We start from the raw sequence: 26,642 nt of genomic DNA, 5'->3' as shown, positions 1-26,642 counted from the left end.
AGAGGAGGAATTATCATGAGTATTGGACAAACGATTGCGAATCTGCTCGATCAGACCGCGTTTGCCAGTTTGTATTGGGGAAACTATGTGATGATCATCATCGCATGTATTTTCCTGTATCTGGCGATCGCGAAGGGATTTGAGCCGTTGCTTCTGGTACCGATTGCATTCGGTATGCTGTTGGTAAATATTTATCCGCCGATCATTGAAGAAGGCGGACTGCTTCATTATTTCTATTTGCTGGATGAGTGGGCGATTCTGCCGTCCCTGATCTTTATGGGCGTGGGCGCCATGACGGACTTTGGACCGTTGATCGCAAATCCGAAAAGCTTCCTGATGGGAGCTGCGGCTCAGCTGGGTATCTATGTGGCTTACTTCCTGGCGATGGTAGTTGGATTTAATGGTGCGGAGGCTGCGGCGATCTCCATCATCGGCGGCGCAGATGGCCCGACTTCGATCTTCTTAGCTTCTAAACTGGGGCAGGTGGCTCTGCTGGGACCGATCGCTGTGGCTGCATATTCTTACATGTCCCTGGTTCCGCTGATTCAGCCTCCGATCATGAAGCTCTGCACGACGGAAAAAGAGCGGAAGATCAAGATGGGACAGCTTCGCCCGGTTTCTAAGCTGGAGAAGATCCTGTTCCCGGTTGTGATCACCATCGTGGTCTGCATGATTCTGCCGAGCACGGCTCCGCTGGTTGGTATGCTGATGTTAGGAAACCTGTTCCGTGAGTCCGGTGTGGTTCGTCAGTTGACTGAGACGGCTTCCAACGCATTGATGTACATCGTGGTTATCTTACTGGGTACTTCTGTGGGAGCGACCACTTCCGCCGAGGCTTTCCTGAAGGCGGATACCTTGAAGATCGTGCTTTGCGGCTTGGTTGCATTTGCCTTTGGTACCTTCGGCGGCGTGATGCTGGGAAAACTGATGAGCAAGCTTTCCGGCGGCAAGATCAATCCTCTGATCGGTTCTGCCGGCGTGTCCGCAGTTCCGATGGCTGCCCGTGTGTCCCAGAAGGTCGGCGCGGAGGCAGATCCGACCAACTTCCTGCTGATGCATGCGATGGGCCCCAACGTAGCCGGCGTTATCGGTACGGCTGTAGCAGCCGGTACCTTTATGGCTATCTTTGGTGTGAAATAGGAGGAACATAAGATATGGCAAGACCAGTAAAAATTATGGAGACGGTTCTGCGTGACGGCCATCAGTCCCTGATTGCGACCCGTATGACGACGGAACAGATGCTCCCTATCATTGAAAAGATGGACCAGGTTGGCTACCATGCAGTAGAGATGTGGGGCGGCGCTACCTTTGACGCGGCTCTGCGTTTCCTGAAGGAAGATCCCTGGGAGAGATTGCGTAAGATGCGCGACGGTTTTAAGAATACGAAGCTGCAGATGCTGTTCCGCGGCCAGAATATTCTGGGATACCGTCATTATGCCGACGACGTAGTGGAATACTTTGTACAGAAATCCATTGCCAACGGTATTGATATTATCCGTATTTTCGACGCTCTGAACGATGTCCGCAATCTGGAGACCGCCGTTAAGGCGACGAAAAAGGAAGGCGGCCATGTGCAGACCGCGATTTCCTATACGCTTGGCGAGCCGTATACCCACGAGTACTATGTGGATCTGGCGAAACGCATGGAGGACATGGGTGCAGATTCGATCTGTATCAAGGACATGGCTGGTCTGCTGGTGCCCTATGAGGCGGAAGCCCTGGTAAAGGTTCTGAAAGAAAATATCCATGTGCCGTTGGAGCTGCACACCCATTGCACCAGCGGCGTGGGAAGCATGACTTATATGCGTGCCGTAGAGGCGGGCTGCGATATCATCGATACGGCGATGTCTCCTTTTGGAGAAGGTACCAGCCAGCCGTCCACGGAAGTTCTGGTAGAGACCTTCCGCGGTACCGAGTATGATACGGGACTGGATCAGAATCTGCTCAGCGAGATCGCAGATTATTTCCGTCCTCTTCGTGAGGAAGCGTTGGCCAGCGGGCTGCTGAACCCGAAGGTAATGGGCGTAGATATCAATACCCTTCGTTATCAGGTACCCGGCGGCATGCTGTCGAACCTGGTTTCTCAGTTGAAAGACCAGAGAGCGGAAGATAAGTTCTACGATGTGTTGAAAGAGATTCCACGTGTTCGTGAGGACATGGGTATGCCTCCCCTGGTAACCCCTTCCAGCCAGATCGTGGGAACCCAGGCTGTGTTTAACGTATTGATGGGCGAGCGCTATAAGATGTCGACCAAGGAAACCAAGGCGATCTTAGCCGGTGAGTATGGCCAGACGGTTCGTCCTTTTAATGCGGAAGTACAGAAAAAGGTAATCGGAGACAAGGAACCGATCACCTGCCGTCCGGCGGATCTGATTGAGCCGGAGCTGACCAAGCTTGAGGCGGAGATCGCAGATTGGAAAGAGCAGGATGAGGATGTATTGTCCTACGCGCTGTTCCCTCAGGTGGCGATGGATTTCTTCAAGCACCGCAAGGCCGTGAGAGAGGGCAACGCTCCTGTACAGGGCGATGTGGAGTGTTCCGTAACACCGGTAAAATAATACTTGTTCACTTTTTAAGGCGTCTGCTTTGGCAGGCGCCTTTTGGTTTTGGCGGATTCCGTTGTCAAAAGGTCAAGTGTATAGAAGCGGTATTGGAATATTTTGTAGGGTTTCGGAGCAAGTACTTCTAAGATTTCGATAATTTGTAAAAAACACTCACAAAAATAAGAAACTCGCTGCGCTCAAACAGTCTCATTTTTGTTCGTAATACAAATTCTCGGAATCGAAGAAGTACTAACGCTCCTGCAAATACAAAATATTCCAATATCTCTTCTGCACCCCGGATTTTTTGACAACGGAATCTGACAGGGAATTCTTGAAAAAAAGGGGGATTTGTGATATGATTACCTCCAATTGACAACACGTTTCTATGTGAATAAAAAAGGAGCGATATTGAGCAAAATACTGGTAATCGGAGGGGGCGCGGCAGGAATGATGGCCGCCGCCGCCGCGGCAGAGGATGGACATACGGTAGTCCTGCTGGAAAAAAATGAAAAGTTGGGGAAAAAGCTTTATATTACAGGAAAAGGCCGCTGCAATGTTACCAATGCATGCGATCGGGACGCCTTTTTTGAGAACATGGTCAGTAATCCCAAATTTCTCTATTCCTCCTATGGGAGTTGGAATAGCCAGGATATGATGAACTGGCTTACGGCGCACGGGCTGAAATTGAAAGTAGAACGAGGGAATCGGGTATTTCCCGTTTCGGATAAGTCTTCCGATGTGATAAAAACGTTTCAAAAGATTTTGGAGCAGGCGGGGGTTCAAATTTGCCTGAATACGGAAGTGTCCGGACTTTTTGTGGAAGAAGAAATGTGCCGCGGCGTCTATGTAAAGGACAGGAAGATGGAGGCTGACGCGGTGATTGTGGCTACGGGCGGCCTTTCTTATCCAACCACCGGCTCTACGGGAGACGGGTATCGATGGGCGGAGCAGACCGGACATGCAGTTACTGCCCTGCGGCCTGCCCTGGTTCCCATGGAAGCTGAATTTGGGGATGGAAGTCCGGCGGGAGAATTACAGGGATTGGCGTTGAAGAATATATCGGTCTCGATCCGAAAGGGAAAAAAGGAGTTGACCAATGGGTTTGGGGAGATGATGTTCACCCATTTTGGTGTCAGCGGCCCGGCTTTGCTTTCCGCCAGCAGCGTGGTTGCAAAGGAGTTGGAGAAAGGGCCTCTGGAGCTGACCATTGATTGGAAGCCGGCGTTGTCAGAGGAACAGCTTTCCGCTAGAATCCTGCGGGAATTCGAGAATGGGAAAAATAAGATTCTCAAAAACGTGGTTGGAAATCTGCTGCCCGCGCGGGCAGTTCCTGTCGCACTTCGTCTATCGAAAATACCTCCGGAGATCCCGGTTCACGAGGTGACGCGGGAAGCACGCTACAGTCTGGTTCGTGTGTTGAAGGCTTTTCCCATGCGTTTGACGGGACTGCGTGGGTATCCGGAGGCGATCATTACGCAGGGAGGAATTTCCGTGAAGGAAGTTCATCCGGCAACCATGGAATCTAAACGGGTGAAACATTTATTTTTTGTCGGAGAGATTCTCGATTTGGATGGCTTTACCGGTGGATATAATCTGCAGATTGCCTGGAGCACTGGCCGCGCGGCAGGAAAGGCAGCCGGAGCTTCCGAAGGATAGCAAGGATTCTTTCGACATACAAGCATGTTTGTTAGGAGTAAAAATTAGGAAAGAGGGCAAGAAATGAATCGAAATATTGCGGTGGACGGCCCGGCTGGCGCTGGAAAAAGTACCGTGGCAAAGCAAGTGGCGAAAAAATTAGGTCTGGTGTATGTGGACACAGGGGCCATGTACCGGGCGATGGGTATTTATTTTTTGCGTTTGGGGCTTTCTTCGGAAGATGAAGCCGGTATTACCAAGGCATGTTCCAGCGCAGAGGTTTCCATTGCTTATGAAAATGGCGCGCAGCAGGTATATTTGAATGGCGAGAACGTCACCGGAAGTCTTCGGGAGGAGGCGGTGGGAAATATGGCGTCTTGTTCCTCCGTTTATCCGGCGGTGAGAAGAAAGATGACGGAACTTCAACAGGCGTTAGCCGCGAAGACTGCTGTGATTATGGACGGCCGGGACATTGGGACAGTGGTGCTTCCAGATGCGGCGTTAAAGATTTACCTGACGGCCAGCGTAGAGGAACGTGCCAGAAGACGGTATGTGGAACTGCAGGAAAAGGGGCAGAGCTGTCCCTACGAGGAGATCAAGAAGGATATTCGGGAGCGGGACCAGCGGGATATGAACCGGGAGACCGCGCCGCTTCGTCAGGCAGAAGACGCTGTTTTGGTGGACGCCACCGAGCTTTCCATTGATCAAGTGGTGGAGAGGATTTTCCTGCTGTATCAGGAGCGGATGAAATGAAGGTCGTATTGGCGAAGACAGCGGGATTCTGCTTTGGTGTGAAACGGGCGGTGGAGCAGGTCTATGAACAGGTCAGGCAAGGGACGCTTCCGATCTATACCTATGGACCGATCATCCATAACGAGGAAGTGGTAGCGGATTTGGAATCTAGAGGCGTCCAGGTTATCCATGACGAGGAAGAGTTGGCAAAGATTACAGAGGGAACGATCATCATTCGTTCCCATGGGGTGGGGCGCGAGGTACAAGAAAAAATGAATGCCCAGGGGCTGACCGTGGTGGACGCCACCTGCCCTTTTGTAAAAAAGATTCATAAAGCGGTGGATAGGGCGTCGGCAGCCGGCGACACGGTGGTCATCGTAGGAGATCGAAACCACCCGGAAGTGATTGGAATTTGCGGCTGGAGCCGCACAAAACCTTATGTTGTATCTACATTAGAGGAAATTGAAACCATACCTCCAGCAGAAAAAATGACGGTGGTAAGCCAAACAACTTTTAATTATAAGAAATTTCAAGAACTAGTTGAAAAAATGGAAGAAAAGGGTTATCATAGTAGTGTTGTGAACACAATTTGCAATGCTACACAGGAACGTCAAATCGAGGCAAGGACGATAGCCAAGGGCGTGGACGCGATGATCGTGATTGGAGGCAGGCACAGCTCTAATACACAGAAGCTCTACGATATTTGTAAGGCGGAGTGCAATCAGACTTTTTATGTACAGACACTCGTTGACTTGAAAACGCAATGTTTCCCTAATGTACGTAGCGTAGGTATCACAGCAGGGGCGAGCACCCCGAATAATATTATCGAGGAGGTTCATACTTATGTCAGAAGTAAGCTTTGAACAATTACTGAATGAGGAAGGCTCATTAAACCAAATACGTACGGGAGCAGTGGTTAAGGGTACCGTGATCGGCGTAAAAGAAAACGAGATCAGCCTGAATATCGGATATAAAGCAGACGGCATTGTGACGAAGAATGAGTATACGAACGACTCATCTGCAGATCTGACGGAACTGGTTCATATCGGTGACGAGCTGGAGGTAAAAGTTCTCAAGGTAAATGACGGCGAGGGACAGGTTTCTCTTTCTTATAAGAGACTGGCTCAGGATCGCAGCAGCAAGGAGCTGGAGGAAGCTTTTGAGAACAAGACCGTGTTGACAGCGAAGGTAACCCAGGTGTTAAACGGCGGTCTCAGCGTGATGGTTGACGGCATCCGCGTTTTCATTCCGGCAAGCCTGGTATCCGACGGTTTTGAGAGAGATTTGAACAAATACTCGGATCAGGAAATTGAGTTTGTGATTATTGAATTTAATCCGAAGAGAAGAAGAATTATCGGCGACCGCAAGCAGATTTTGGTAGAGCGGAAAGCCGCTGCCCAGAAGGCGCTGATGGAGAGAATCGAGGAAGGCATGATTGTCACCGGAAAGGTGAAAAATCTGACTGACTTCGGCGCGTTCATTGATCTCGGCGGCGCGGACGGACTGCTGCATATTTCGGAGATGTCCTGGGGCAGAATTGAGAGCCCGAAGAAACTTTTCAAAGTGGGCGATGAAGTAGAGGCGTTTATCAAGGAAATTAAAGGAGAAAAGATTGCGTTGAGCCTGAAATTCCCTGATAAGAATCCTTGGGTAAATGCGGAAGAGAAATATGCGGCGGGAAATGTGGTGACCGGTAAGGTAGCCCGCATGACCGACTTTGGCGCTTTTGTGGAGCTGGAGCCCGGCGTAGACGCTTTGCTGCATGTATCTCAGATTTCCAAGGAGCATGTGGAGAAACCGTCCGATGTGCTTTCTATTGGTCAGGAAGTTCAGGCTACTGTCGTTGACTTCAATCCGGAGGAGAGAAAGATCAGCTTGAGCATAAAGGCTTTGGAGCAGGAAGAGGCTCCGGCTGAAGAGAGCGAAGAAGAGTAAAATATTATTTTGGGGCGGCTAAGGAAAGCCGCCCTTTTTATTCTATAGGAAATTGCGAAGAATCACCCAGAGAATAAAACTGTTCCGTTATGGATCGCACTGCGGCGGGGCAGCAAAGAGAGAAGGCTTTTGGAGCATAATGGCGGTTTTTCTTTTCGGAAAGTTAATGGAAAAATTGCTTGAAATTTGTACTAATTCACGGTAAACTATACTAAGTCAGCGAGTCAAAGCCGCGGGGGTTGACTCGATTAGCAGAGTCGTATTAGGAGGAGAGCACATGAAGGCTTGGAAAAAGGTACTGTCTACAGTGATCACGGGGATGATGGTTCTGGCCATGGCAGGGTGCAGCTCAGTGAAGTTTGAGCCCACGGAAAATAGTATTTTTGTGAAAAAGGATAAGACAGTCGTCAGTTTTGAGGCGGTCAGTATCGATAACAGCGCGTTTGACGCGCCGCGTTACGACGAGAATGAGATGAAAACCTTTCTGGAAACGGCCGTAAAGGAATATAATAAAGGAACATGCGGGAAGGATTTGGCCTATCTCGAGGATAAAAAGGATGAATTAAATATTTCTATCGATGAGTTCAAAGTAGAAAATCAAAATGCGACGGCGAAGCTGAATTATAAAAGCGCCGAGGACTATTTGAAATTCAACGGAACGGAAGATGCGGGAAGTGTCAAGGATTTGATTATCGGCACGGTTGCAGATGGAATTAATTCCGGTCTTGACTTTTCCGGTATGGTGAATGCGGACGGTTCCGCCGCGGATGTGGAGGCTATTCAAAAAAATAAGAAATATTCTCTTGTGGCGTTGACCGGTCCAGTCCGTATGGTGGTAGAGGGAAAAGTGCAGTATATGAGCGCCGGGGTGAGCTTGGCGGACGAAAATACAGTAGTCACCAGCGGAGACGAGACGGTATATATTATCTTTAAATAATAGAGGAGAGGGAACATGGAAAAAACAATGGACAAAATCGTAGCGCTTGCCAAGTCGAGGGGATTTGTATACCCTGGCTCGGAAATCTACGGTGGTCTTGCCAATACCTGGGACTATGGAAACCTAGGTGTGGAATTGAAAAACAATGTGAAAAAGGCATGGTGGCAAAAATTTGTTCAGGAGAGCCCGTATAACGTGGGCGTGGACTGCGCCATTTTGATGAATTCTCAGACTTGGGTAGCTTCGGGCCATCTTGGCGGATTCAGTGATCCTCTGATGGATTGTCGAGAGTGCCACGAGCGTTTTCGCGCGGATAAGATTATTGAAGATTACTGTCAGGAGAAAGGGATTACACTGGAAGGCTCTGTAGATGGATGGAGCCAGGAGCAGATGAAGGCGTTTATCGATGAGCACCAGGTGCCCTGCCCTACCTGTGGGAAGCACAACTTTACGGATATCCGCCAGTTTAATCTGATGTTTAAAACTTTCCAGGGTGTGACCGAGGATGCGAAGAATACCGTATATTTGCGTCCAGAGACAGCTCAGGGTATTTTTGTTAACTTTAAAAATGTACAGCGCACTTCCCGTAAGAAAGTGCCATTTGGCATTGCTCAGGTTGGAAAGTCCTTCCGGAATGAGATTACGCCTGGAAACTTTACGTTCCGAACCCGTGAGTTTGAGCAGATGGAACTGGAATTTTTCTGTAAGCCGGATACGGACTTGGAGTGGTTTGATTATTGGAAATCCTACTGCATTCAGTGGCTGCAGACCCTTGGCATCCGCCCCGATGAGATGCGTGTGAGAGATCATTCCCCGGAAGAACTCAGTTTCTATAGCAAGGCCACCACTGATATTGAATTCCTGTTTCCTTTTGGATGGGGAGAACTGTGGGGCATCGCCGACCGGACGGATTACGATCTGACCCAGCACCAGAATGTGTCGGGAGAAGATATGGGATATTTTGACGATGAGGAAAAGGCAAAATACATCCCTTATGTGATTGAGCCGTCGTTGGGCGCCGACCGTGTGACCCTTGCTTTCCTTTGCAGCGCGTATGATGAGGAAGAAATTGGGGAAAATGATGTTCGTACGGTACTACATTTCCACCCGGCGATTGCACCGGTGAAGGTGGGCGTGCTTCCCTTGTCGAAAAAGCTCAATGAAGGCGCGGAGAAAGTATACGCGGAGCTTTCCCGTTATTTTAACTGTGAATTTGACGATCGTGGAAATATTGGAAAACGTTATCGTCGTCAGGATGAAATCGGTACGCCGTTCTGCGTCACTTATGATTTTGATTCGGAGACGGATGGGGCTGTGACGGTCCGCGACCGCGATACCATGGAGCAGGTGCGGGTTCCAATTGCTGAACTGAAAAGCTATTTTGAGGATAAATTCCGTTTCTAAGAAGAAACGGAAGGAAAAGTGAACTGTCATTCTGCGCCGAGGCGGGCGGGACGCGTGGTGTTTCGGACGCTTTGCTGGAATGACAGTTTTTGCGTCAAACGATAGTTATTGGATGTAAGGAGAGAAAGAATGGGATGGATTCATCGTATCAGGGATGAGTTTTTGATTATTCGGGAGCGGGACCCAGCGATCAAGTCGCCGATGGAGGTTTTGCTATACCCTAGTTTTCGGGCGATGCTGCATTATCGAACCGCCCATAAGCTATATTTAAAGAGACATTTTTTCTTGGCACGTTGGATTTCTCAAAGAACGGCCAGAAAAACCGGGATAGAGATTCATCCGGGCGCTAGGATTGGAAAGGGATTTTTTATCGATCATGGCCATGGTGTGGTGATTGGCGAGACCACGATTATCGGGGACAATGTAACATTGTTCCAGGGCGTAACCCTGGGGGGTACGGGAAAAGAAACCGGAAAGCGTCATCCAACCTTAGAGGATAATGTCATGGTGAGCTCTGGTGCGAAGGTCCTAGGGTCGATTACCATTGGGGCCAATTCAAAAATTGGCGCTGGAAGCGTGGTATTAAGGCCGGTTCCGCCCAATTCCACTGTCGTCGGTGTGCCGGGCCGTATTGTGAAGCAGGACAATGTACGGATTCCGCGGGACGATATGGACCAGGTGCATCTGCCGGATCCGGTCTTAGCGGATATTGATCAGCTGAAACGAGAAAATGAGCAGCTGAGAGCATCCATAGAACGGATGGAACAGCAGCTTTCAGTGAAAGATTCCCAGGAGTTTGAGGAAAAGAAGGAGGAAATCCATGAAGATTTATAATACATTGACAAGGAGAAAAGAAGAATTTATTCCGATTGAGCCGGGAAAAGTGCGGATGTATGTCTGCGGTCCGACCGTCTACAATTTGATTCATATTGGCAATGCACGTCCGATGATTTTTTTTGATACGGTGCGCCGCTATTTTGAGCACAAAGACTATCAGGTAAATTTTGTATCGAACTTTACCGACGTGGACGACAAGATTATCAAAAAGGCAGTGGAAGAAGGCGTGGATTCTACTGTGATCTCGGAGCGGTATATTGCCGAGTGCAAAAAGGATATGGAAGGGATGAATGTACGCCCTGCTACGACGCATCCGCTGGCGACTCAGGAGATCGGCGGCATGATCGATATGATTGCCACCCTGATTGAAAAAGGGTACGCCTATGCGGTGGAAGACGGCACGGTATATTTTCGCGTAAGAAAATTTAAAGGTTATGGAAAACTTTCCGGAAAGAACCTGGATGATCTTCAGTCCGGTAACCGTTCCCTTCTGGTGACTGGAGAAGAGCAGAAAGAAGACCCGATGGATTTTGTGCTGTGGAAGCCGAAAAAGGAAGGGGAGCCTTACTGGGAGTCTCCCTGGTGCCAGGGCCGTCCAGGTTGGCATATCGAGTGCTCGGTCATGTCGAAAAAGTATCTGGGAGATCAGATTGATATCCATGGCGGCGGAGAGGACTTGGTTTTCCCGCACCATGAAAATGAGATTGCCCAGAGCGAAGCGGCCAGCGGGACAGAGTTTGCCCGCTACTGGATGCACAATGCTTTTCTAAATATTGACAATAAGAAGATGTCCAAGTCTCTGGGGAACTTTTTTACCGTGCGTGACATCAGCGAGAACTATGATTTACAGGTGCTGCGTTTCTTTATGTTGAGCGCCCATTACCGCAGTCCGCTTAATTTCAGCGCGGATTTGATGGAAGCTGCAAAAAATGGACTGGAGCGTATCGTGACGGCGGCGCAGAAGCTGCAGGAAGAAAAGGAACGGGTCGCGGAGAAGCCGATGACGGCAGACGAGAAAGCATCGGTGGACGCTTATGTAGAGAAATTCGATGCTGCCATGGACGATGATTTCAATACGGCGGATGCGATTTCCGCGGTATTTGAATTGGTGAAGTATGCCAATACTTCGATGGCTGCTGGAATTGGAAAAGAATTTGCCGCGTATCTCTCCCAAAACTTGGAGATGCTTTGTGAAATTTTGGGAATTGTGACCCAGAAGAAGGAAGAATTGCTGGATGCGGATATTGAAGCTTTGATTGAAGAGCGTCAGGCGGCAAGAAAGGCAAAGAATTTCGCCCGTGCGGATGAGATTCGGGATCAGCTGGCGGAAAAAGGCATTCTTTTGGAAGATACCAGAGAAGGCGTAAAATGGAAGAAAGCATAAGGGCGTCGTTTGCGCTTCCGGGCGGAGATGTCCGGACGTATTCCCCTTTGACTTTGGCTTTTCTTGGAGATGCGGTTTATGAGTTGGTCATTCGGACAAAGATCGTGGAGCAGGGGAGTCGGCCTCCGAAGCAGCTCCATCTGGCCACCAGTAAGCTGGTAAAGGCGGAAACTCAGTCCAAGATGGCGGAATTACTAGCGGAATATTTGACGGAAGAGGAAATTATGGTGTACCGGAGAGGGCGAAACGCCCATCCGGCCACCACGGCGAAGCACGCGACTACGGGAGATTACCGGAGGGCTACTGGCTTTGAGGCGTTGATGGGATATCTCTATTTGAGTGGGCAGGAAGAGCGGATGATTGCTTTGATCCGTCAGGGATTGGAGATGTTATGAGAATGGAAGAATATACCATAGAAGGCCGCAACGCGGTCATAGAGGCTTTCCGATCCGGCAGGTCGATCGATAAGGTTTTTGTTCAGGAAAAATGCCAGGATGGGCCGATTCAAACGGTTTTGCGCGAGGCGAAGAAGAGGGGAACCATCGTCAAGTTTGTATCAAAAGAACGGTTGGATGGAATGTCTGAGACCGGAAAGCATCAGGGTGTGATTGCCTATGCAGCGGCTTATGAATACGCTTCGGTGGAGGATATGCTGGAATTGGCAAAGGAAAAGGGAGAGCCGCCGTTTTTGCTTCTTTTAGATGGCATTGAAGATCCTCACAATTTAGGAGCGATTATCCGGACAGCGAATCTAGCTGGGGCCCACGGGGTTATTATCCCGAAAAACCGGGCGGTTGGCCTGACTGGAACCGTGGCGAAAACTTCGGCGGGCGCGCTGAATTATACGCCGGTAGCGAAAGTGACGAATTTGACGAAGACCATGGAAGATTTAAAGGAAAAAGGGCTTTGGTTTGTCTGCGCGGATATGGAAGGCGAATTGATGTATCGTATGAATCTGAAGGGGCCGATCGGGCTTGTGATTGGAAATGAGGGCGACGGCGTATCCAGGTTGGTGAGGGAGCACTGCGATATGATTGCATCGATTCCAATGAAGGGTGATATCGATTCCCTGAACGCTTCGGTAGCGGCAGGGGTTCTGGCCTATGAGATCGTGCGCCAGCGTTTGGGATAGAGGGATAAAATGAAAAATACCGGCGGATGTGAATACTGTGCCAACTATGAATACGATGAGGAGTTTGAGTGCTATTCCTGCGTGATGAGTCTGGATGAAGATGAGATGGCAAGGTTTCTGCGGGGGGATACGCGGGAATGTCCCTATTTCCAGATGGGGGACGAGTACCGCGTGGTGAGAAAGCAGATGTAGAAAAAAATTATGGTGATATAGGGAAATTTAACGCTTGACAAACCCGTTGGTTTATAGTATATTATGTCATGTTGACGCAATCGGACTAGAACGGTTGCAGAGGTTGCTGCTATAGCTCAGTAGGTAGAGCGCATCCTTGGTAAGGATGAGGTCAGCGGTTCAAATCCGCTTAGCAGCTGATTGCCAGAAAACACGTGAAAGCGTGGGTTCTGGCTTTTTTATTGCCAAAAGTAAGCTCCCGAAAAATGGGGGCAAATTAGGCCTTTGGTGTTTATTTGGTGTTTATTGAAAATTGTTTTATATTTTCAGTCGATGGCAGAAGGACACTTTCTAGCATTTTCCAGCATGTCCAGGAATGGTTAAACGTCCCAACTCCAACCCCGCCGCATAGACGGCTTGGCATTAACATTTCTTAACATGCCAATTCAGACAAAAGAATCTGAGCCCCTATTATTCGTAGTCGATTTTCTGATCGAATCACGCCTCCTGCTTCTTCCTCCACATAAGTAAGCTATGCAGATGCCCTAATTGCTCAGCATCGTTTAAACGCAGGATACCTATAATCAATAACATTTTTAACCATTCTACATCTGTTAAAGTTTTACATTCTTGTGGATTGGCCGCCTTGCGGAAGAACTCCATGATCTCATAAAGCTGCTTCAAACGAATTTTACTTAGCGTTCCTGCATGTCTCACAAGTTCTTGGAGCAATTCTGATTTTCTCATACCCCCTGCCCAGCCAATATTCCATATGCTTCACTTGTTAGTTCCCCTACTCGAAAAATATAATCGTGGGCGATATCACATTGCACCCGCGCCCGATCATGAAACTTTAAAATTGCCGTTTCATCCGTAATACTGAAATAATCTTCCACCAACGCCAAGATAGGAATCCAGGCCCGTTCCTGCATGTCGCGGAGCTCTGCGATCACATCCCGCAGTTTATTCCACTTTTCCATATTGCCTCCTTTACATCTGGGCGGCTGATATGGTATAATCAAACCACCCTTAAGTCTAGTTTTGGGTAATTGCCCCTATCAGAGTGGCCGCTCTGGTAAGGGCTCTTTTTTATGCCACTGTGAACCGCCTGCCGCTAATCTGACGGGCATATTGGTTGTAAAGTGCTTCGTGCTCTGCTTTGAATGTCTTGCTGTCAAACTTACTGGAAATGATGGTTTTCCACCTGACCACAAAGGAACCGGCTTTTATTTCCTCCTGCCCTTTCTGTTCCATGTCTTGTTTGATCTCAGCTTTCAGGGCTTCGGCCTGTTCTTCCAGGGCCTTCACCTGTGCTTCGATTTCTTTCAGCTTCTTCACTCTGTTTTCTAATGCTCTTTCTCCCATCGGGATACCTCCTTTTTGCAACCCTCCCATCATCTTCCTGGCTATGACTGACCTACCCTTGAGCGTTTCACAGGTATATGGTTGGGAGTATCGGACGCTTTCGGCCTGGGACGCTTTTACGTCTTTTTCCGGTTGCTCTCTATTTGATATACCTTATTATACAGCAAACGCTAAACGTTGTCAAGCATTTTCTAATAGTATTTGCTGTATAATTTTAATCTTATGCTTGATTTTATCAATTTTTTGCTATATAATATTAAAAATGGAGGTGACACTGTGACAATCGCGCAAAAACTAAACATGGCCTTATCATATAAGGGAATGAGCCAAGCAGAGCTAGCTCGAAAAATTGGAACTACCCCTTCAAATCTAAATCAGAAAGTAAAACGAAATACTCTGACTAAAGAGGAACTTGAACAAATTGCGTCCATTTTGGGTTGCACATGGCGTGCCGAATTTGTTTTTGACGATGGAACTATTATATAATTTACATAGTATAGAATCTAATAATCTGCCTAGACTCTGCATACAATAACCACGAAAGGAAGTGCATACCATGAGTAATCGCGAATTTGCTAAAAATCTCATTGATCAGATACCGGAAAATCGTCTATTTTATGTTATTTCATACTTACAAGGGGCGGCTGTTCCAGACAAAATGCCAAACATGGAAACGCTAGAAGCCTTTGCTGAACTAGACAGCGGCGGAGGCCATCATTTTGCGGGTTCTACAGAACAACTTTTTGCCGAGTTAATGGAGAATTAACAATGCTTGATGTCAGATATTCTACTAAATTCAAAAAAGATTTCAAAACTTGTATCAAACGTCATTGTAAGATGGAACGACTACAGCAAGTAATCGATATATTACGAATTCCAAATGCACTGCCTCCGAAAAATGCTGATCATAACTTAGGAGGTAATTATGTTGGCTATCGAGAATGTCACATAGAACCGGACTGGCTATTGATTTATCGTCAGGATGAGAGCGAGCTTTTACTATACCGAACCGGGACACACTCAGACTTATTCGGAATGTAGTATAACTATTTATGTTGTTTTAGTTACACGCAAAAAGTAGCGCCCTCGTCTGATATGTACCCTCTTTACTGGACAAAACCAGTAAGGAGGGTATTTTTATGCGTTACTCTTATGAGTACAAAAGAAAATGTATTGAATTGTATCGTCAGGGCCGATGGCCTGAAACTCCCATTGGAATTAAAGAACCAAAAAATTTCCATGATATGATACGACGGTGGGTAAGAATGGAAGATACTAATGGACCAGAAGTATTAAAACATAAAAACTTTAATAAAAATTGGACACCAGAACAAAAACTTGAAATAGTTTCTCAAGTCCTTGCAGGTCGTTCTTTACAAGATGCAGCATTTTCATCAGGTATTACTGGCGGACTGCTTTATCAATGGGTTCAAAAATATAAGACAAAGGGCTATAATGGTCTGGTAAACAGAAAAAAAGGTCGCCCAACTAAGGAGCCTCAAATGAAAACGAAAAAGGTAAATATTAATAATCCCAGGCCACTTGACGAAACGGAACGGGAAGAATTGATACGTCTGAGAGCTGAAAATGAATATATTAAAGCAGAAAATGAAGTAATAAAAAAAGAGATCGCCTTGAGAGAAGAAAAGCAAGCTGCGCTACTCAAGGCGAAAAAGCAGCAATCATCAAAGAACTCCGAGAAAAAGGATACCAATTAAAACACCTTTTAAAAGCAATGGAAATGGCAAAATCAACCTATTATTTTGAGCTAAGCAAAACAGATTCTGTAGAGTTGAGAAATAGGGAGTTGGCAGATAAAATCAAAGATATTTTCAAAAAAAACAAAGGCAGATATGGTGTTCGCCGCATACATAAAGAACTGGTGAACAAAGGATATAAAGTCAATCACAAGCGCGTTCAGCGGCTTATGCATAGTATGGGACTGTTAGGAAAACGCCCTAAGGAAAAATACCATTCTTATAAAGGCAAAGTTGGGAAGATTGCAGACAATCTCATAAATAGAGATTTCAGTACAACCGCACCATTACAAAAATGGACAACGGATGTATCACAGTTTCGTTTTTCATGGGGAAAATGCTATATTTCTCCGATTTTAGATATGAATACAAATGAGATTATTTCATACGATTTATCATTAAGTCCAAATATGGAACAGATCAATCGTATGCTGAATCGAGCCTTTGAGAAATTTCCATCTGTTAGAGGCTTGATATTGCACTCTGATCAAGGATGGCAGTATCAGCATGTCTCCTTTAGAAACACCTTAAAAGAACATGGTATTAGGCAGTCAATGTCAAGAAAAGGAAACTGTTATGATAACTGTATCATGGAAACTTTCTTTGGAAGACTTAAGAACGAGATGTTTTATGGATATGAGAAAGAGTACGAATCATTTGAAGATTTTGCAAAAGCAGTGGACGAATATATAAACTATTATAACAACGTAAGAATTCAGGCAAAAACAAAATGGATGCCCCCTGTAAAATACAGAGAAACATCCATGTGTTGTTGTGCCTAATTCATAAAATCAATGTGTCCAGGATTCTGGGTACATATCAGTCCTGGTAAGATAAGGCGCTACTTTTAAGCCAAAGATTACCGGCGGCTAGGTGTACTCTAGCTAACGGCTCTCTTGTTAAGTCTATTATAACCTTTCCTTCTGCTATCGTCAAGAAAAGCAGGAGGATTTTTTACGCCTTTTTCTATTTTTCCTCAGCTTTCTCACAGCTTTAACCGCTTCCCATTCTCTATTAGAGACCGGTCCAAAACTGGACACATCTCCCAGGGATAAGGACCCTCCAAAATTGGATGCACATCCCCTCAAAATTGAGGTGATCTTACAGCGGAAAAGTCCGCCGCCAAAGTGGGGAACCCCACGTTACACGTTCTCCCCCGAATTGAGAAAACTCAACGTAGATTTGCGTTCAGTAGTTCCTATTAACCATCCGGCAGGAGGACGAATCCCCCCCCACCCTTTGAGGACGAATTTGTGCGATTAGCCTAGTGGGTAGGGTAGCCTTTTCCATCTCTAAATATTTTTAGAAAAGGGGGGATGAACGAGATAAGCACAATAAAAATTGGATTTCAATAGCTCTATCCTTGCCGGGCCGTCGGTCAAAACTTAATCCGGGATATTTTTATTCATAAAAGGGGGCGGTCGGTGTAGGAGAGCTCCACCAGCCAGAATTCATATGCCGGGGGGCGGTCCCACTTGATATAAAACCGCCCGATTTCCTCTTTTTCATCTCTAGGCAATACTTTATACCTGTCCGGCTTTAAAATGGAAAATCACCTGTTTTCATGCCCCAGACTACGGATTTTCAGAACATTCCGTTTCGCCGCGGCCCTCTGACTTTCGGAACGTCGTGCCGTTGGGCTGATCTTCACCCAGCTAACCGGGATATGGGCGCAAATACTTCCGTCCTTGTTTTCGGCCACGATCTGACATTTCTCCGGATGTTCCTTTGCCAGCTTCCGGACTCTGCCTATTGTTCTTTTCTGAGACAGGCTGACCGTAGCCCTTGTCTGATCTCGAATCCATTCGATCACATTTTCCGCATAACCTTCATAATCGGACAAGGCCAGTTCCTTTGCATTGCATCCGATAGCATCCGCGATAATCTCAATTACTTCCATGTCTGCAAATTGGTTTTCCAGAATCCATGAAAAAGCTTTTGCTGTCATTCCAGCCATTCTCGCCACATCGGCATCTTTTAGATGCTTTTCCCCGGCTACTTCTTTATATCTGCCTGTATTTAATCTCATAATATACCATCCTTCCTGTTAGGCTCCGCCGTTCGCCCGTGGTTCATCCCTCCTGCCTACTGAAAGCAGATGCCCTGCAACCTTGACATTTCTCAACATCCTCCTGCCTGCTGAAAGCAGGAGGACATCAGACAACGCGAAGCCATATAATTGTTTGTTTTGAAAAAAGTCTCATTGCGACCTTTGTGTTTGTTTCGTTTTACAGAAACCTTGTATTCCCTTGTATTTTTTTAGGTTTCTTAGGCCCGTACCGTATACAGCGTTCTTTCTTCTTGGTATCCAGCATAAAGAACGTTCGCTTATATCCGTTCGGTTACGGCTTGCGTACACTTGCATACAAAATTCCTTGCTTCGTCCACACTTCACCCAGAAAAGAGGGGAGGGGCTTACGTGCGACCTGAGAGTAAAATGAAGCTCCACTCACCGGTCTCCCCAGAGACATTTTGTTTCAATCCATAGGGGGGCCTGTCCTCCTGCCTTTTTAGGGCCTCCGATTTCTCTTTTTAGGGCCTCACAAATCCTTCCAACAAAAACCAACACTAAGGTCTGCAAATTCTATCAGAATTACCTTTCTTATTTTAGGCCGGTCTGGTATACTAATCATGTGACCGGCCTTGCGTGTGTCCGTGTTACTTGCCCGGCGGAAGTTGCCGCTTCCAAAGGGCTTTTTCTTTTATCCGGACCAGATCATCCACCATATGAACCGCCAAATCTGCGGCGAAGTATTTCCGGCAAATCTCATAACCTTCCTTCGCCATCTGTTCTAGCAGGTTTTCATCCGGCGGCTCGTCCCGGTATTTCTTCCACCAGGCAAATATATCATTGAATACGTTGGTTACGTTCTTATTGGTCAATATGTCACCTCTTTAAATTTGTCCATACGATTGCCTTTCTCTATCAAAGTGGAAAGAAGAGGGTGCAAAAAGTGCACGTTTTTAGCTATACCGCCTTTTTTATATACGTGTATATATATTATTATTTTCCCCCGCATATTTGGGTTAGAAAAATTCTGCACCTTTTGCACCCCCTAAGCCGTTTTAAATGGTTCCCCGTCAAGGTCTTTTTCTTCAAATTTCTGTTCAATGCCCTTGAAATACCGAACACCCTTAACTGTGATTTCTGCATATCCTTTCTTTCTCAGGTTGGCAAAAAAGCCTGTCTTTGAATAAGGGAAAGGAACTCCTTCTTCCTCCGTGTAGCTTGTATACAGATCATAGAGCTTCTTTCTCTCTATTTTTGCTCCTTCCCGCTGTTCGGTGCAATCCGCCAGGAACGCCATCACGGAATCGCTTGCCTTGTAGAGCTCCAATATTTCCGCTTTGCTCTGTTCGCTTTCTGTTAGACAGCCGTTCTCATAGGCGCGTTTAAGAGCGACAACAGATTTATAGATTATCGCCGGAAGATTTAAGGCCAGTTTCGCTTTCAGGTTTTCGATATATTCCCCTCGTCCTTCCGTTTTAAGGATAAGCATCCGCCGGTAAAGTGCCCTCGATTTTTCATCCCTGTTTATCGGGATTTCGTTGGCGGAAAAGCTCTGCTTAGCGTAAGGATGGAATTTGAACACCTTCCCGCCTTTATATTCCCCCATTACAGCGTCTTCTCCCGTGATCTTTTTAATTACATCCACCTGTTCCAGAGCTGTTGACGGGATGTCTGCGCATACATTTAGCAGTTTCCCGAAAAGGTTTGTAGGGTAGAAGCGTTTATTCAAATCTTGGAGGGATATGCTGCACACGTTTTCCTTTCCTACGATCTGTTCCAGAATCCACAGAATAACGGATTTTCCTGCTCCGGGCGGGCCGTTAAACGTGAGATACTTCTGGAAGCTGGTGTCTACCGTCATGCAGTATCCGAACCACTCGAAGAGCATTTCTTGATCGTCCTGGTTTGGCACCAAGTCACTTATGAATTTCTCCGCCGTGGAGCCGTTATAGGGCGCGTTTTGAATGAAATCACTTGGTATCTGGTTGATGGAAAGGTATTTAGGGTCGTGTTCGTGCATTTTCCATTCTTTCACATCAAACATTCCATTACGGAAGTTAATCCAGTACTTTGGATGCCTGTTTACTTCGTCAATTTCTTTCTGCAAGGCGTAGTCCTTAATTAAAAGATCGTACACCCGCTTAATACGGGATACTGAGATCAGTTCCGGGAAAATAAGGGCTTTGATCTGGTCCATAAGGGCCGCCCCGTCCTCATCCAACTTGTAATATCCCCCATAATATATGTATGGTTTTCCGGCTATCACAATTATTTTCAGCTCGGTTTTCAGATACTCCGCTATGGGGTATTCCAAGATATCCACGGGAACGGGCGGCGAATCTTTACTGCCTTTGGAATATTTGTGGAATGCGCTGATATCTACTTCTTTGGTTTCTTCCGCCACTCGCTTGTTCTACCCCCTCTCTTTGTTCTCCTGACCATTTCCCATACCATTCCGCCACGTCTTTATCAATGGCCGCTTGTTCAGCTTCATATGCCTTCCCCCATGCCTGATAGCCCGGAGCGATATCTACTTGCCTGGATACGGCAATATCTAAAGCCCTTTCTAAAAAATCTGGCTCTGTCATGCTCCATCCATACAGCTTCCGGAAGAAAGCATCATCCAGAACTACTCCCGGTTTGATGGAATCCAGAAAGGCGGCTTTTAGTTCTGTTGTGCTTGGCATTTCTCAGCCTCCTTTTTTAACAGGTGTTTGTGGGCCATGCAGGAGGAAATCGTCAATATTTGCCTTATGAATCAGATAGCGGTTTCCCGCCATTATAAAGCGGACATCTCCCCGCCGGCATGCCTTCCACCAGAAATGATAGGAAAGCCCGGTATAGTCGGCGGCTTCTTGAAGGTTGTACATGATTTTTTCAGCCAATAGTACCACCTTCTTTCAATCTCTGGATAGCATCAAGTACCGCTTGTTCTTTTTCAGGCGGTAGCGGCTTTCTAAACCAAATACATAGGGTATATTGTGAAATCCCCATCTCGTCAGCCACTTGCCATTGGTAGAATCCGGCATTTTTAATTTTCTTCTTCAAATCTTGGTTACTCATAGAATCTCCTTCCATCATAATTTGTTGTTGCATAGCTTAAACATCTGTGATATGCTTATTATAGCATTTAGTTGTAGTAATTGCAAAACAACACTTTATGCCCTTGCGTGTTTATAAATTTCCGGCAAAAACTGCTGAAAAATGAATGAAATCCCATATATTCGGTTATTCCTGAATAACAGTAAACAACGTACGCGATTTTTTGTTGATTGATCAAAAAGGAGAAAAAATGGGTAAAAAACAGAAAAACATGATCCCCGCCACAAGATTGAGGGAACTCCGGGAAAAAGCCGAACTAAGTCAATCCGATTTGGCTCGATTATCAAATTATACCCCCCAAACCATTTCATATTATGAAACAGGCAATCGTAGAATCACCTATGAGGCAGCTCGGATTTTTTCGACAATTTTCAAGGTGCGTATCGAGTATATTATGGGAGAAGATGATTTCCCTGACGAAGAGTCTTTAGACAAACAATTCTTTACGGACGCGTTTTTAAAAGATTTCGCTTTTGAAACTTTATTAAAAATGTTATCAGTTTCCATTTCAGATGGATATATCAATATGCAGGAATTTCCTTCATTTAAAAAATCAAAAGAACCAGTTGAACTCTCCGACATGAAAGAAAGTGTTGAACAATTACAGCGTTTATGGTTATATGAGAACAAATGCATAACAGTTACCGAAAAAGAATTCTATGATTTACGTGATGACGTTTTGGATTATTTACAATATAGACTTGATCGAATTTTTCAGAATCATGATGAGACATCCATACCCAATAACATATCGTTTACATCGTATGAATGCGGTAAAGCAGCTGCCGAAATGGTATTATCCGGCGAAGTATGGGAGCAAATTACTATTGAGGGCAGGAGGGAATTCTAGAAAATGGCCAACATAACTAAACGTGGTAACTCCTACAAAATTACTGTTTCTAACGGCTACGACATCACCGGCAAGCAAATCCGGGAATCGGCCACCTTCACGCCAGACCCATCTATGACGGCCAAACAACAGGAAAAAGCCCTGAATAAATTTGTTATAGAGTTTGAAGAGTCTGTGAAAAACGGGAAGTACTTGGACGGTGAGAAAATGACCGTGAAGGACTTCGCGGAACGCTGGATGAAAGAATATGTCAATGTCAACTTGGCTCCACGTACTCAGGAGAAATATAGCTGGACATTGGAAAAGGTGATCTTGCCCCAGATCGGACATCTAAAACTTTCCAAGGTTACGCCACTTCACCTAACTAGCCTGTATAATAGACTAACGGAGGATGGAGCTCGTATGGACGGAAAAGAGGGTGGCCTGTCCCCTAACACCATTCAAAAATATCATGTTATGCTTTCGGGTATGTTTAAAGCGGCAACTCAGTGGATGATCTTGGATAGTAATCCATGCCAGAGAGCAGTCGTGCCAAAAGTGAAGCAAAAGCAGGAGATCAAGTTTTTTACCGATGAACAGGCACTGATTTTTCTTCAAGCGTTGGATGAGGAATACCCGCGCACCATTAAAGGACACACCCGTATAGATGATACCGGAAAGCCTTATCAGGTGTCAGACTACATAGAAAAGCAGAGCATAGAACTTCAATTCAAAGTCTATTTTTATGTCGCTTTGTATAGCGGAGCTAGGCGCGGGGAAATCGTTTCTCTAACTTGGCAGGACATTGATTTTTCCAACCGTCTTATTGATATCAACAAGACCGCTTCCAGTGTAAAAGGGCGGGTGATTGTGAAACAACCTAAGACCTTGACATCTAATCGGAAGATTGTTTTACCAGACATAGTGCTGAAGCTACTCCGCCAGCATAGGAAAGAGCAGATTGAATACCGTTTTTCTTTGGGGGATAAGTGGATAGGAGAGGGGGACTATGTTTTCACCCAGTGGAACGGCAAAATGATGGACCCATCAACACCCTATCAGAAATTCAAAAGAGTTTTGGAATTGCATAACAAAAAGATTTTGGCAGATGACGCTTTAAGCGCAAAGCAAAAGGAAGAAAATTTACTTCCAGACATTTCTTTGCACGGGCTTAGACACACATCCGCTACTTTGCTTCTCAGTGAAAAAATGGACCCGGTGACTGTTGCCAATCGTCTTGGACATGCTAAAGCTTCTACGACGTTGGACATTTACGCCCATGCCCTAGAAAAGAACGACAAGGCGGCAAGCGATACTTTAGACCATCTTTTGACCCGAAAACAGGCCCGATAATTTGGTGCTTATTTGGTGTTTATTTGGTGTTTAAAGCCAGAAAATAAACACCAAAGTTAGAATGAGTTAGAAAAAGAAAATATCAAAAAACCCACGCAAAAACGTGGGTTTCAAGCATGTTGGGACAAGATAAAAAAAGCTAGAGGGGCTATTGGTAAGGATGAGGTCAGCGGTTCAAATCCGCTTAGCAGCTGAGGGCCAGAAAGCACGTGAAAGCGTGGGTTCTGGCTTTTTTATTTCTTGAATGAAGTATTTACGACAAATGCTTAATAAATGAAATGAAATTTTTAACAGCGGGCCGGGGATATTCTTCCGATTTCCACATCATATAAAGCGGTCTCTTTACAGTAAGCTGATCTAACGGAAGAAGCTTCACATTATACTGTTCCAGTCCGGAAATCGGAGGAATCATTCCGATACCTAGCCCGGAAGAGACCGCGCTGGCGATCATTTTTTCTGTTTCTACTTCAATAAGAGAGGCTGGAGCCACATTATGGCTGCGGAATAATTTGTCGATAAAATAGCGGGTACCGCAATTGTAGTTATATGTAATTAAAGTTTCCTTTTGGATGTCTTCCAGATGGAAACTTTTTTGTTTGGCATAAGCGCTTTCACTGGAGACAATGAGAAACAGTTCCTCGTCAAAAATATGAAAATAGTCGATGTCCGGGTTTTCGATTTTGGCGCCAAAGGCAATGTCTAACACATCGTTTTTTAAATCTTCAATTGCTTTTTTTGTCGCCAACATTTCTGAGAAAAGAAACTGGATATTTTGGTTGTTGCCGGTTTTTTGAAAGGCACGGATGATATTTGGAATATATTCGTGGCTCATGTTTGCGGTAAAGGAAATTTTTAATATATCGGAAAAAGGGGCTAACGTTTGCTGCTGATCTTGTTTTATTCCTTCTAATTCATAAATGATCTTTTGTACGTGGTCAAGAAAGCTGAGACCGAATTCTGTAATCTCAATATTTTTTCCTTTCCGATAGAAGAGGGATAGGGAAAGCTCTTTTTCCAAATCAGCAATCGAATGGCTGAGACAAGACTGGGTGGTGGAAAGTTCCTCAGCCGCCTTGGTATAATTTTTCTTTCTTGCGATGGCTTCAAAATAGTAGAATTGTTGGAGATTCAATGAAAAGCTCCTTTCGACAATATTCCAGCGTTGTTTCCCGTTGGATTTTTCCTTCAGTCAAAGTATATCATAAGGCAGGCGGAAAGTCGAATGAATTTTGAATTAATAGTCGGAAGTGGATGGGAGTAAATGGAATTTGATGAAGATAAAGGTATACAGTGTGAAAATAAAGAGTTAAAACTATGAGGACTTCTCATAGTAAGATGAGAAAAGTACAGTAGTGTTAGTGAAACAGGGATGCTAGAATGAAAGCAGAGAAAAAAGCGAAAGGAGAAAACATGGAAAGAAAGTATTCCCTAGCACAGCATACGGTTCCACTGTGGAGACCGCCGGAGATGATTTACAACGCTTATCAGCTGGGATTTGATATGGTAAGCATTCGGGGGATCGCCCAAGGCGTACCAGGAGAAGTGTATTTTGACCTGGTTCATGATGCAAACTTATTTCATCTGACAGAGAAAGCAATGGAAGAGACAGGAATATCTATTCATGATATGGATTTAATTGCTATTCGTGAGGATACGGATATTCGTTCTTATGAGGCGGATCTGGAAGCGGCTGCAAAGTTAAATGTGGAAGGCGTTGTGTCCAGTATCTGGACGCCGAATACAGATAAATATACGGAAAAATTCGCACAGCTTTGCGATTTGGCCGCGATTTATGGGATGACAGTGAATTTAGAGTTTGTGACGTGGGCGGAAGTAACAAATTTGACCGGAGCAAAAGCGCTGTTGGAGACCGTAAAGAAAGAAAATGCTCGAATTTTGGTGGATACGCTCCATTGGCATCGGTCTCGAGTAAAATTGTCGGATTTAGAGGGCTGCCTGCCCCAATGGTTCGATCTGGTACATGTGTGCGATATCGCGGCGGATATGCCGCCTACAAAGGAAGAATTGGCCAGGACAGGGCGGCAGGAACGCTTGTATCCCGGAGAGGGCGCAGCAGATATTCGAAATATTGTAGGACATATTCGAAAGGAGGCGGTAATCGCCTTAGAGATTCCAAATAGGCAGCGTCTGGAGGATTTCGGCGCTTATGAATATGCCAGACGGTGTTTCGAGACGTCAAAGAGTTATTTTGCAGAAGGATGAGGAGGAGATGTGGAAATGAGACGGATGAACCGGTTTGAAGGAAAAACCGTACTTATGACAGGCGGCGGCGATATGGGGTTGGCGGCGGCAGAACGTTTGCTGGAAGAAGGAGCAAATTTGGTGCTGGCGGATTATTCCCAGGAAGTGTTAGATGCTTGTACAAAAACTTTGAAAGAGAGAAATGCGGAGATCTCTCGGATGAGAACAGTGGTTTGTGACGTTCGGCAGATGGAGGATTGCCAGAAAACGGCAAAATATGCAAAGGAGCAGTTTGGAAGAATTGATGTGTTGGTTACTACGGCAGGCATTTTAAAACATAGCCTGGTGGATGAGATGCCGGAAGAAGACTGGAAAAATGTCTTAGATATCAACTTAACGGGCACTTTTCATTCCGTGAAGGCTGCGGTACCTGTGATGAAAGAGCAAAAATATGGAAGAATCGTTTTGATTTCTTCTTTAGGAGGCCGGAAGGGACGCCCTGGAGTTGCAGTAAATTATGCTGCTTCCAAGGCCGGAGTGGTCGGTTTGACCATGGCTTTGGCAGAAGAATTGGGAGCCTGGAATATTACGGTCAACAGTATTGCGCCCGGCCCGCTCCGGGGAAAATTGGCAGAATCCCAAGCACCGGAGACAAGAGCCCGGCTAAATGCGGGAATCCCTCTGGGGAGGATTGGCGAAGTAGAAGAGATCGCCAGTGCGATTGCCTTTTTAGCCAGCGATGAATCTGCCTGGACGACTGGCGAAGTGTTAGATATCAATGGAGGCCTTCAGTACTAGGAGGAAAAACAGATGAAGATTTTGAGATGGCTGGATCGAAATTTGGAAGAAAAGCTAATGATGATCCTGCTGATGGCGATGGTGCTGATCATGGGGATCCAGGTGATCTGCCGGTATGTATTCAACAATTCTTTATCCTGGACGGAAGAGATTACTCGCTTTCTCTTTGTATGGACGACTTTTTTAAGTATTGGCTACTGTATGGAGAAGCAGATCTCGCTGAGGATCGATCAGTTGACTGCAATGCTGCCAGACACGTTGCAAATAATTGTAAGACTGTTGGTCCTGTTGATTTCTCTGACGTTCTTTGCCTATATGATCCCAGAAGCATGGAATTATACCATGTCCGCGGTAGCCAGTAGACAGAAGAGCTCCGCTACGAATATTAGTATGGCCTGGGTTCAGGGAAGTACGGTGGTAGGATTTGTGTTTGGTTTGATTCGATCGGTACAGGAAATTTTTCAGGAGATATTGGCCATAAACAAAAGAAAAAATACGAAAGATTAGGAGGGGAT

The 26,642-nt window shown here is 45.9% G+C and carries 33 protein-coding genes and 1 tRNA gene; 24 read left to right on the top strand and 10 right to left on the bottom strand.

The features are described 5' to 3' along the window. Positions 1-15 precede the first annotated feature (15 nt). From ACCC71_RS08725 to ACCC71_RS08660, 14 genes are all read left to right on the top strand, one after another. Entirely contained in the window at positions 16-1,140 is a 1,125-nt protein-coding gene (locus ACCC71_RS08725; RefSeq protein ID WP_434309245.1) for a sodium ion-translocating decarboxylase subunit beta, read from the top strand. 14 nt (positions 1,141-1,154) lie between these two features. Beyond that, positions 1,155-2,558, top strand: a complete 1,404-nt coding sequence (locus ACCC71_RS08720; protein ID WP_434309244.1) for an oxaloacetate decarboxylase subunit alpha — start codon at positions 1,155-1,157, stop codon at positions 2,556-2,558. 393 nt (positions 2,559-2,951) lie between these two features. Further along, positions 2,952-4,199 (top strand): NAD(P)/FAD-dependent oxidoreductase, encoded by a 1,248-nt coding sequence (locus ACCC71_RS08715; protein WP_434309243.1) that lies wholly within the window; start codon positions 2,952-2,954, stop codon positions 4,197-4,199. A 63-nt stretch (positions 4,200-4,262) separates the two neighbouring features. Beyond that, positions 4,263-4,931 (top strand): (d)CMP kinase, encoded by a 669-nt coding sequence (gene cmk / locus ACCC71_RS08710; protein ID WP_434309242.1) that lies wholly within the window; start codon positions 4,263-4,265, stop codon positions 4,929-4,931. Next, the gene (gene ispH, locus ACCC71_RS08705) at positions 4,928-5,773 is read left to right on the top strand and encodes a 4-hydroxy-3-methylbut-2-enyl diphosphate reductase (RefSeq protein WP_434309241.1); all 846 of its coding nucleotides are present in this window, start codon (positions 4,928-4,930) and stop codon (positions 5,771-5,773) included. The genes cmk and ispH overlap by 4 nt, the downstream gene beginning before the upstream one ends. Next, positions 5,754-6,845 carry a 30S ribosomal protein S1 gene (rpsA, locus tag ACCC71_RS08700; RefSeq protein WP_434309240.1) on the top strand — a complete coding sequence of 364 codons (1,092 nt, stop codon included), beginning with the start codon at positions 5,754-5,756 and terminating at the stop codon, positions 6,843-6,845. The genes ispH and rpsA overlap by 20 nt, the downstream gene beginning before the upstream one ends. Positions 6,846-7,122: 277 nt before the next feature. Further along, a complete protein-coding gene (locus ACCC71_RS08695) occupies positions 7,123-7,782 on the top strand; it encodes a hypothetical protein (protein WP_434309239.1) in 660 nt (219 codons plus the stop codon). Positions 7,783-7,797: 15 nt separating this feature from the next. Beyond that, positions 7,798-9,186 carry a glycine--tRNA ligase gene (locus tag ACCC71_RS08690; protein ID WP_434309238.1) on the top strand — a complete coding sequence of 463 codons (1,389 nt, stop codon included), beginning with the start codon at positions 7,798-7,800 and terminating at the stop codon, positions 9,184-9,186. 129 nt (positions 9,187-9,315) lie between these two features. After that, positions 9,316-10,020: a serine O-acetyltransferase EpsC gene (gene epsC / locus ACCC71_RS08685; RefSeq protein ID WP_434309237.1), complete on the top strand. Its 705-nt coding sequence runs from the start codon at positions 9,316-9,318 to the stop codon at positions 10,018-10,020. Further along, complete coding sequence (gene cysS / locus ACCC71_RS08680; RefSeq protein ID WP_434309236.1) at positions 10,007-11,407, top strand: cysteine--tRNA ligase; 1,401 nt, start codon at positions 10,007-10,009, stop codon at positions 11,405-11,407. Before epsC ends, cysS begins: the two co-directional genes overlap by 14 nt. After that, positions 11,392-11,802, top strand: a complete 411-nt coding sequence (locus ACCC71_RS08675) for a Mini-ribonuclease 3 (protein WP_434309235.1) — start codon at positions 11,392-11,394, stop codon at positions 11,800-11,802. Before cysS ends, ACCC71_RS08675 begins: the two co-directional genes overlap by 16 nt. Continuing rightward, positions 11,799-12,539: a 23S rRNA (guanosine(2251)-2'-O)-methyltransferase RlmB gene (rlmB, locus tag ACCC71_RS08670; protein WP_434309234.1), complete on the top strand. Its 741-nt coding sequence runs from the start codon at positions 11,799-11,801 to the stop codon at positions 12,537-12,539. The genes ACCC71_RS08675 and rlmB overlap by 4 nt, the downstream gene beginning before the upstream one ends. 9 nt (positions 12,540-12,548) lie before the next feature. Then, positions 12,549-12,731, top strand: a complete 183-nt coding sequence (locus ACCC71_RS08665; protein ID WP_434309233.1) for a DUF6472 family protein — start codon at positions 12,549-12,551, stop codon at positions 12,729-12,731. A gap of 105 nt (positions 12,732-12,836) precedes the next feature. Continuing rightward, positions 12,837-12,909, top strand: a tRNA-Thr gene (locus ACCC71_RS08660). 299 nt (positions 12,910-13,208) lie between these two features. On the opposite strand, the gene ACCC71_RS08655 is transcribed toward ACCC71_RS08660, so the two are convergent. The 3 genes from ACCC71_RS08655 to ACCC71_RS08645 form a co-directional block, all read right to left on the bottom strand. Next, the gene (locus tag ACCC71_RS08655) at positions 13,209-13,457 is read right to left on the bottom strand and encodes a hypothetical protein (protein WP_434309232.1); all 249 of its coding nucleotides are present in this window, start codon (positions 13,455-13,457) and stop codon (positions 13,209-13,211) included. Further along, positions 13,454-13,690, bottom strand: coding sequence for a hypothetical protein (locus ACCC71_RS08650; RefSeq protein WP_434309231.1), 237 nt, complete (start codon positions 13,688-13,690; stop codon positions 13,454-13,456). The genes ACCC71_RS08655 and ACCC71_RS08650 overlap by 4 nt, the downstream gene beginning before the upstream one ends. A gap of 109 nt (positions 13,691-13,799) precedes the next feature. After that, positions 13,800-14,075, bottom strand: coding sequence for a hypothetical protein (locus ACCC71_RS08645; RefSeq protein WP_434309230.1), 276 nt, complete (start codon positions 14,073-14,075; stop codon positions 13,800-13,802). 276 nt (positions 14,076-14,351) lie between these two features. Here ACCC71_RS08645 and ACCC71_RS08640 point away from each other — a divergent pair, with 276 nt between their 5' ends. From ACCC71_RS08640 to ACCC71_RS08620, 5 genes are all read left to right on the top strand, one after another. Further along, positions 14,352-14,561 (top strand): helix-turn-helix domain-containing protein, encoded by a 210-nt coding sequence (locus tag ACCC71_RS08640; RefSeq protein WP_434309229.1) that lies wholly within the window; start codon positions 14,352-14,354, stop codon positions 14,559-14,561. A 70-nt stretch (positions 14,562-14,631) separates the two neighbouring features. After that, on the top strand, positions 14,632-14,841 hold the full coding sequence (locus ACCC71_RS08635; protein WP_434309228.1) for a hypothetical protein: 210 nt from the start codon (positions 14,632-14,634) through the stop codon (positions 14,839-14,841). Positions 14,842-14,843: 2 nt separating this feature from the next. Continuing rightward, entirely contained in the window at positions 14,844-15,116 is a 273-nt protein-coding gene (locus tag ACCC71_RS08630) for a type II toxin-antitoxin system YafQ family toxin (RefSeq protein ID WP_434309227.1), read from the top strand. Positions 15,117-15,214: 98 nt separating this feature from the next. After that, positions 15,215-15,793 (top strand): helix-turn-helix domain-containing protein, encoded by a 579-nt coding sequence (locus ACCC71_RS08625; protein ID WP_434309226.1) that lies wholly within the window; start codon positions 15,215-15,217, stop codon positions 15,791-15,793. Continuing rightward, on the top strand, positions 15,757-16,614 hold the full coding sequence (locus tag ACCC71_RS08620; protein WP_434311829.1) for an IS3 family transposase: 858 nt from the start codon (positions 15,757-15,759) through the stop codon (positions 16,612-16,614). The genes ACCC71_RS08625 and ACCC71_RS08620 overlap by 37 nt, the downstream gene beginning before the upstream one ends. 770 nt (positions 16,615-17,384) lie before the next feature. Here the strand turns inward: ACCC71_RS08620 and ACCC71_RS08615 are convergent. From ACCC71_RS08615 to ACCC71_RS08590, 6 genes are all read right to left on the bottom strand, one after another. Further along, complete coding sequence (locus ACCC71_RS08615) at positions 17,385-17,861, bottom strand: hypothetical protein (protein ID WP_434309225.1); 477 nt, start codon at positions 17,859-17,861, stop codon at positions 17,385-17,387. A gap of 629 nt (positions 17,862-18,490) precedes the next feature. Then, positions 18,491-18,715 carry a hypothetical protein gene (locus tag ACCC71_RS08610; RefSeq protein WP_434309224.1) on the bottom strand — a complete coding sequence of 75 codons (225 nt, stop codon included), beginning with the start codon at positions 18,713-18,715 and terminating at the stop codon, positions 18,491-18,493. A gap of 173 nt (positions 18,716-18,888) precedes the next feature. After that, a complete protein-coding gene (locus ACCC71_RS08605; RefSeq protein WP_434309223.1) occupies positions 18,889-20,166 on the bottom strand; it encodes a DNA primase family protein in 1,278 nt (425 codons plus the stop codon). Between the two features lie 19 nt (positions 20,167-20,185). After that, positions 20,186-20,530 (bottom strand): hypothetical protein, encoded by a 345-nt coding sequence (locus tag ACCC71_RS08600; RefSeq protein WP_434309222.1) that lies wholly within the window; start codon positions 20,528-20,530, stop codon positions 20,186-20,188. Positions 20,531-20,533: 3 nt separating this feature from the next. Further along, entirely contained in the window at positions 20,534-20,728 is a 195-nt protein-coding gene (locus ACCC71_RS08595) for a helix-turn-helix domain-containing protein (RefSeq protein WP_434309221.1), read from the bottom strand. Continuing rightward, a complete protein-coding gene (locus ACCC71_RS08590) occupies positions 20,721-20,906 on the bottom strand; it encodes a hypothetical protein (RefSeq protein WP_434309220.1) in 186 nt (61 codons plus the stop codon). Before ACCC71_RS08590 ends, ACCC71_RS08595 begins: the two co-directional genes overlap by 8 nt. A 229-nt stretch (positions 20,907-21,135) precedes the next feature. On the opposite strand from ACCC71_RS08590, the gene ACCC71_RS08585 reads away from it, so the two are divergent. Both ACCC71_RS08585 and ACCC71_RS08580 read left to right on the top strand, forming a co-directional pair. Further along, positions 21,136-21,795: a helix-turn-helix transcriptional regulator gene (locus tag ACCC71_RS08585; RefSeq protein WP_434309219.1), complete on the top strand. Its 660-nt coding sequence runs from the start codon at positions 21,136-21,138 to the stop codon at positions 21,793-21,795. A 3-nt stretch (positions 21,796-21,798) separates the two neighbouring features. After that, positions 21,799-23,127, top strand: coding sequence for a tyrosine-type recombinase/integrase (locus ACCC71_RS08580; RefSeq protein ID WP_434309218.1), 1,329 nt, complete (start codon positions 21,799-21,801; stop codon positions 23,125-23,127). Positions 23,128-23,380: 253 nt separating this feature from the next. Here the strand turns inward: ACCC71_RS08580 and ACCC71_RS08575 are convergent, their stop codons facing one another. After that, positions 23,381-24,259 (bottom strand): LysR substrate-binding domain-containing protein, encoded by an 879-nt coding sequence (locus tag ACCC71_RS08575; RefSeq protein ID WP_434309217.1) that lies wholly within the window; start codon positions 24,257-24,259, stop codon positions 23,381-23,383. 278 nt (positions 24,260-24,537) lie between these two features. Here ACCC71_RS08575 and ACCC71_RS08570 point away from each other — a divergent pair, with 278 nt between their 5' ends. Genes ACCC71_RS08570 through ACCC71_RS08560 form a run of 3 tightly spaced genes read left to right on the top strand, consistent with a single transcriptional unit; the run spans position 24,538 to position 26,634 of the window. Beyond that, complete coding sequence (locus ACCC71_RS08570; protein ID WP_434309216.1) at positions 24,538-25,350, top strand: sugar phosphate isomerase/epimerase family protein; 813 nt, start codon at positions 24,538-24,540, stop codon at positions 25,348-25,350. 15 nt (positions 25,351-25,365) lie between these two features. Then, entirely contained in the window at positions 25,366-26,127 is a 762-nt protein-coding gene (locus ACCC71_RS08565) for an SDR family NAD(P)-dependent oxidoreductase (protein ID WP_434309215.1), read from the top strand. A 12-nt stretch (positions 26,128-26,139) separates the two neighbouring features. Then, positions 26,140-26,634 carry a TRAP transporter small permease gene (locus ACCC71_RS08560; protein ID WP_434309214.1) on the top strand — a complete coding sequence of 165 codons (495 nt, stop codon included), beginning with the start codon at positions 26,140-26,142 and terminating at the stop codon, positions 26,632-26,634. The last annotated feature ends 8 nt before the right edge of the window (positions 26,635-26,642 follow it).

The organism is Hominifimenecus sp. rT4P-3 (genome assembly GCF_051055405.1).
Classification (GTDB): domain Bacteria; phylum Bacillota; class Clostridia; order Lachnospirales; family Lachnospiraceae; genus Pseudolachnospira.
This window is presented reverse-complemented; position numbering and strand designations above follow the sequence as displayed.

Coding starts and splice junctions, on each gene's coding strand:
- ACCC71_RS08675 (WP_434309235.1), top strand. CDS start 11,392: ATGGAAGAAAGCATAAGGGCGTCGTTTGCGCTTCCGGGCGGAGATGTC.
- ACCC71_RS08565 (WP_434309215.1), top strand. CDS start 25,366: ATGAGACGGATGAACCGGTTTGAAGGAAAAACCGTACTTATGACAGGC.
- rlmB (WP_434309234.1), top strand. CDS start 11,799: ATGAGAATGGAAGAATATACCATAGAAGGCCGCAACGCGGTCATAGAG.
- rpsA (WP_434309240.1), top strand. CDS start 5,754: ATGTCAGAAGTAAGCTTTGAACAATTACTGAATGAGGAAGGCTCATTA.
- cysS (WP_434309236.1), top strand. CDS start 10,007: ATGAAGATTTATAATACATTGACAAGGAGAAAAGAAGAATTTATTCCG.
- ACCC71_RS08645 (WP_434309230.1), bottom strand. CDS start 14,075: ATGGGAGAAAGAGCATTAGAAAACAGAGTGAAGAAGCTGAAAGAAATC.
- ACCC71_RS08655 (WP_434309232.1), bottom strand. CDS start 13,457: ATGAGAAAATCAGAATTGCTCCAAGAACTTGTGAGACATGCAGGAACG.
- epsC (WP_434309237.1), top strand. CDS start 9,316: ATGGGATGGATTCATCGTATCAGGGATGAGTTTTTGATTATTCGGGAG.
- ACCC71_RS08725 (WP_434309245.1), top strand. CDS start 16: ATGAGTATTGGACAAACGATTGCGAATCTGCTCGATCAGACCGCGTTT.
- ACCC71_RS08650 (WP_434309231.1), bottom strand. CDS start 13,690: ATGGAAAAGTGGAATAAACTGCGGGATGTGATCGCAGAGCTCCGCGAC.
- cmk (WP_434309242.1), top strand. CDS start 4,263: ATGAATCGAAATATTGCGGTGGACGGCCCGGCTGGCGCTGGAAAAAGT.
- ACCC71_RS08720 (WP_434309244.1), top strand. CDS start 1,155: ATGGCAAGACCAGTAAAAATTATGGAGACGGTTCTGCGTGACGGCCAT.
- ACCC71_RS08665 (WP_434309233.1), top strand. CDS start 12,549: ATGAAAAATACCGGCGGATGTGAATACTGTGCCAACTATGAATACGAT.
- ACCC71_RS08570 (WP_434309216.1), top strand. CDS start 24,538: ATGGAAAGAAAGTATTCCCTAGCACAGCATACGGTTCCACTGTGGAGA.
- ACCC71_RS08615 (WP_434309225.1), bottom strand. CDS start 17,861: ATGAGATTAAATACAGGCAGATATAAAGAAGTAGCCGGGGAAAAGCAT.
- ACCC71_RS08690 (WP_434309238.1), top strand. CDS start 7,798: ATGGAAAAAACAATGGACAAAATCGTAGCGCTTGCCAAGTCGAGGGGA.
- ACCC71_RS08600 (WP_434309222.1), bottom strand. CDS start 20,530: ATGCCAAGCACAACAGAACTAAAAGCCGCCTTTCTGGATTCCATCAAA.
- ACCC71_RS08560 (WP_434309214.1), top strand. CDS start 26,140: ATGAAGATTTTGAGATGGCTGGATCGAAATTTGGAAGAAAAGCTAATG.
- ispH (WP_434309241.1), top strand. CDS start 4,928: ATGAAGGTCGTATTGGCGAAGACAGCGGGATTCTGCTTTGGTGTGAAA.
- ACCC71_RS08585 (WP_434309219.1), top strand. CDS start 21,136: ATGGGTAAAAAACAGAAAAACATGATCCCCGCCACAAGATTGAGGGAA.
- ACCC71_RS08695 (WP_434309239.1), top strand. CDS start 7,123: ATGAAGGCTTGGAAAAAGGTACTGTCTACAGTGATCACGGGGATGATG.
- ACCC71_RS08625 (WP_434309226.1), top strand. CDS start 15,215: ATGCGTTACTCTTATGAGTACAAAAGAAAATGTATTGAATTGTATCGT.
- ACCC71_RS08590 (WP_434309220.1), bottom strand. CDS start 20,906: ATGAGTAACCAAGATTTGAAGAAGAAAATTAAAAATGCCGGATTCTAC.
- ACCC71_RS08630 (WP_434309227.1), top strand. CDS start 14,844: ATGCTTGATGTCAGATATTCTACTAAATTCAAAAAAGATTTCAAAACT.
- ACCC71_RS08580 (WP_434309218.1), top strand. CDS start 21,799: ATGGCCAACATAACTAAACGTGGTAACTCCTACAAAATTACTGTTTCT.
- ACCC71_RS08635 (WP_434309228.1), top strand. CDS start 14,632: ATGAGTAATCGCGAATTTGCTAAAAATCTCATTGATCAGATACCGGAA.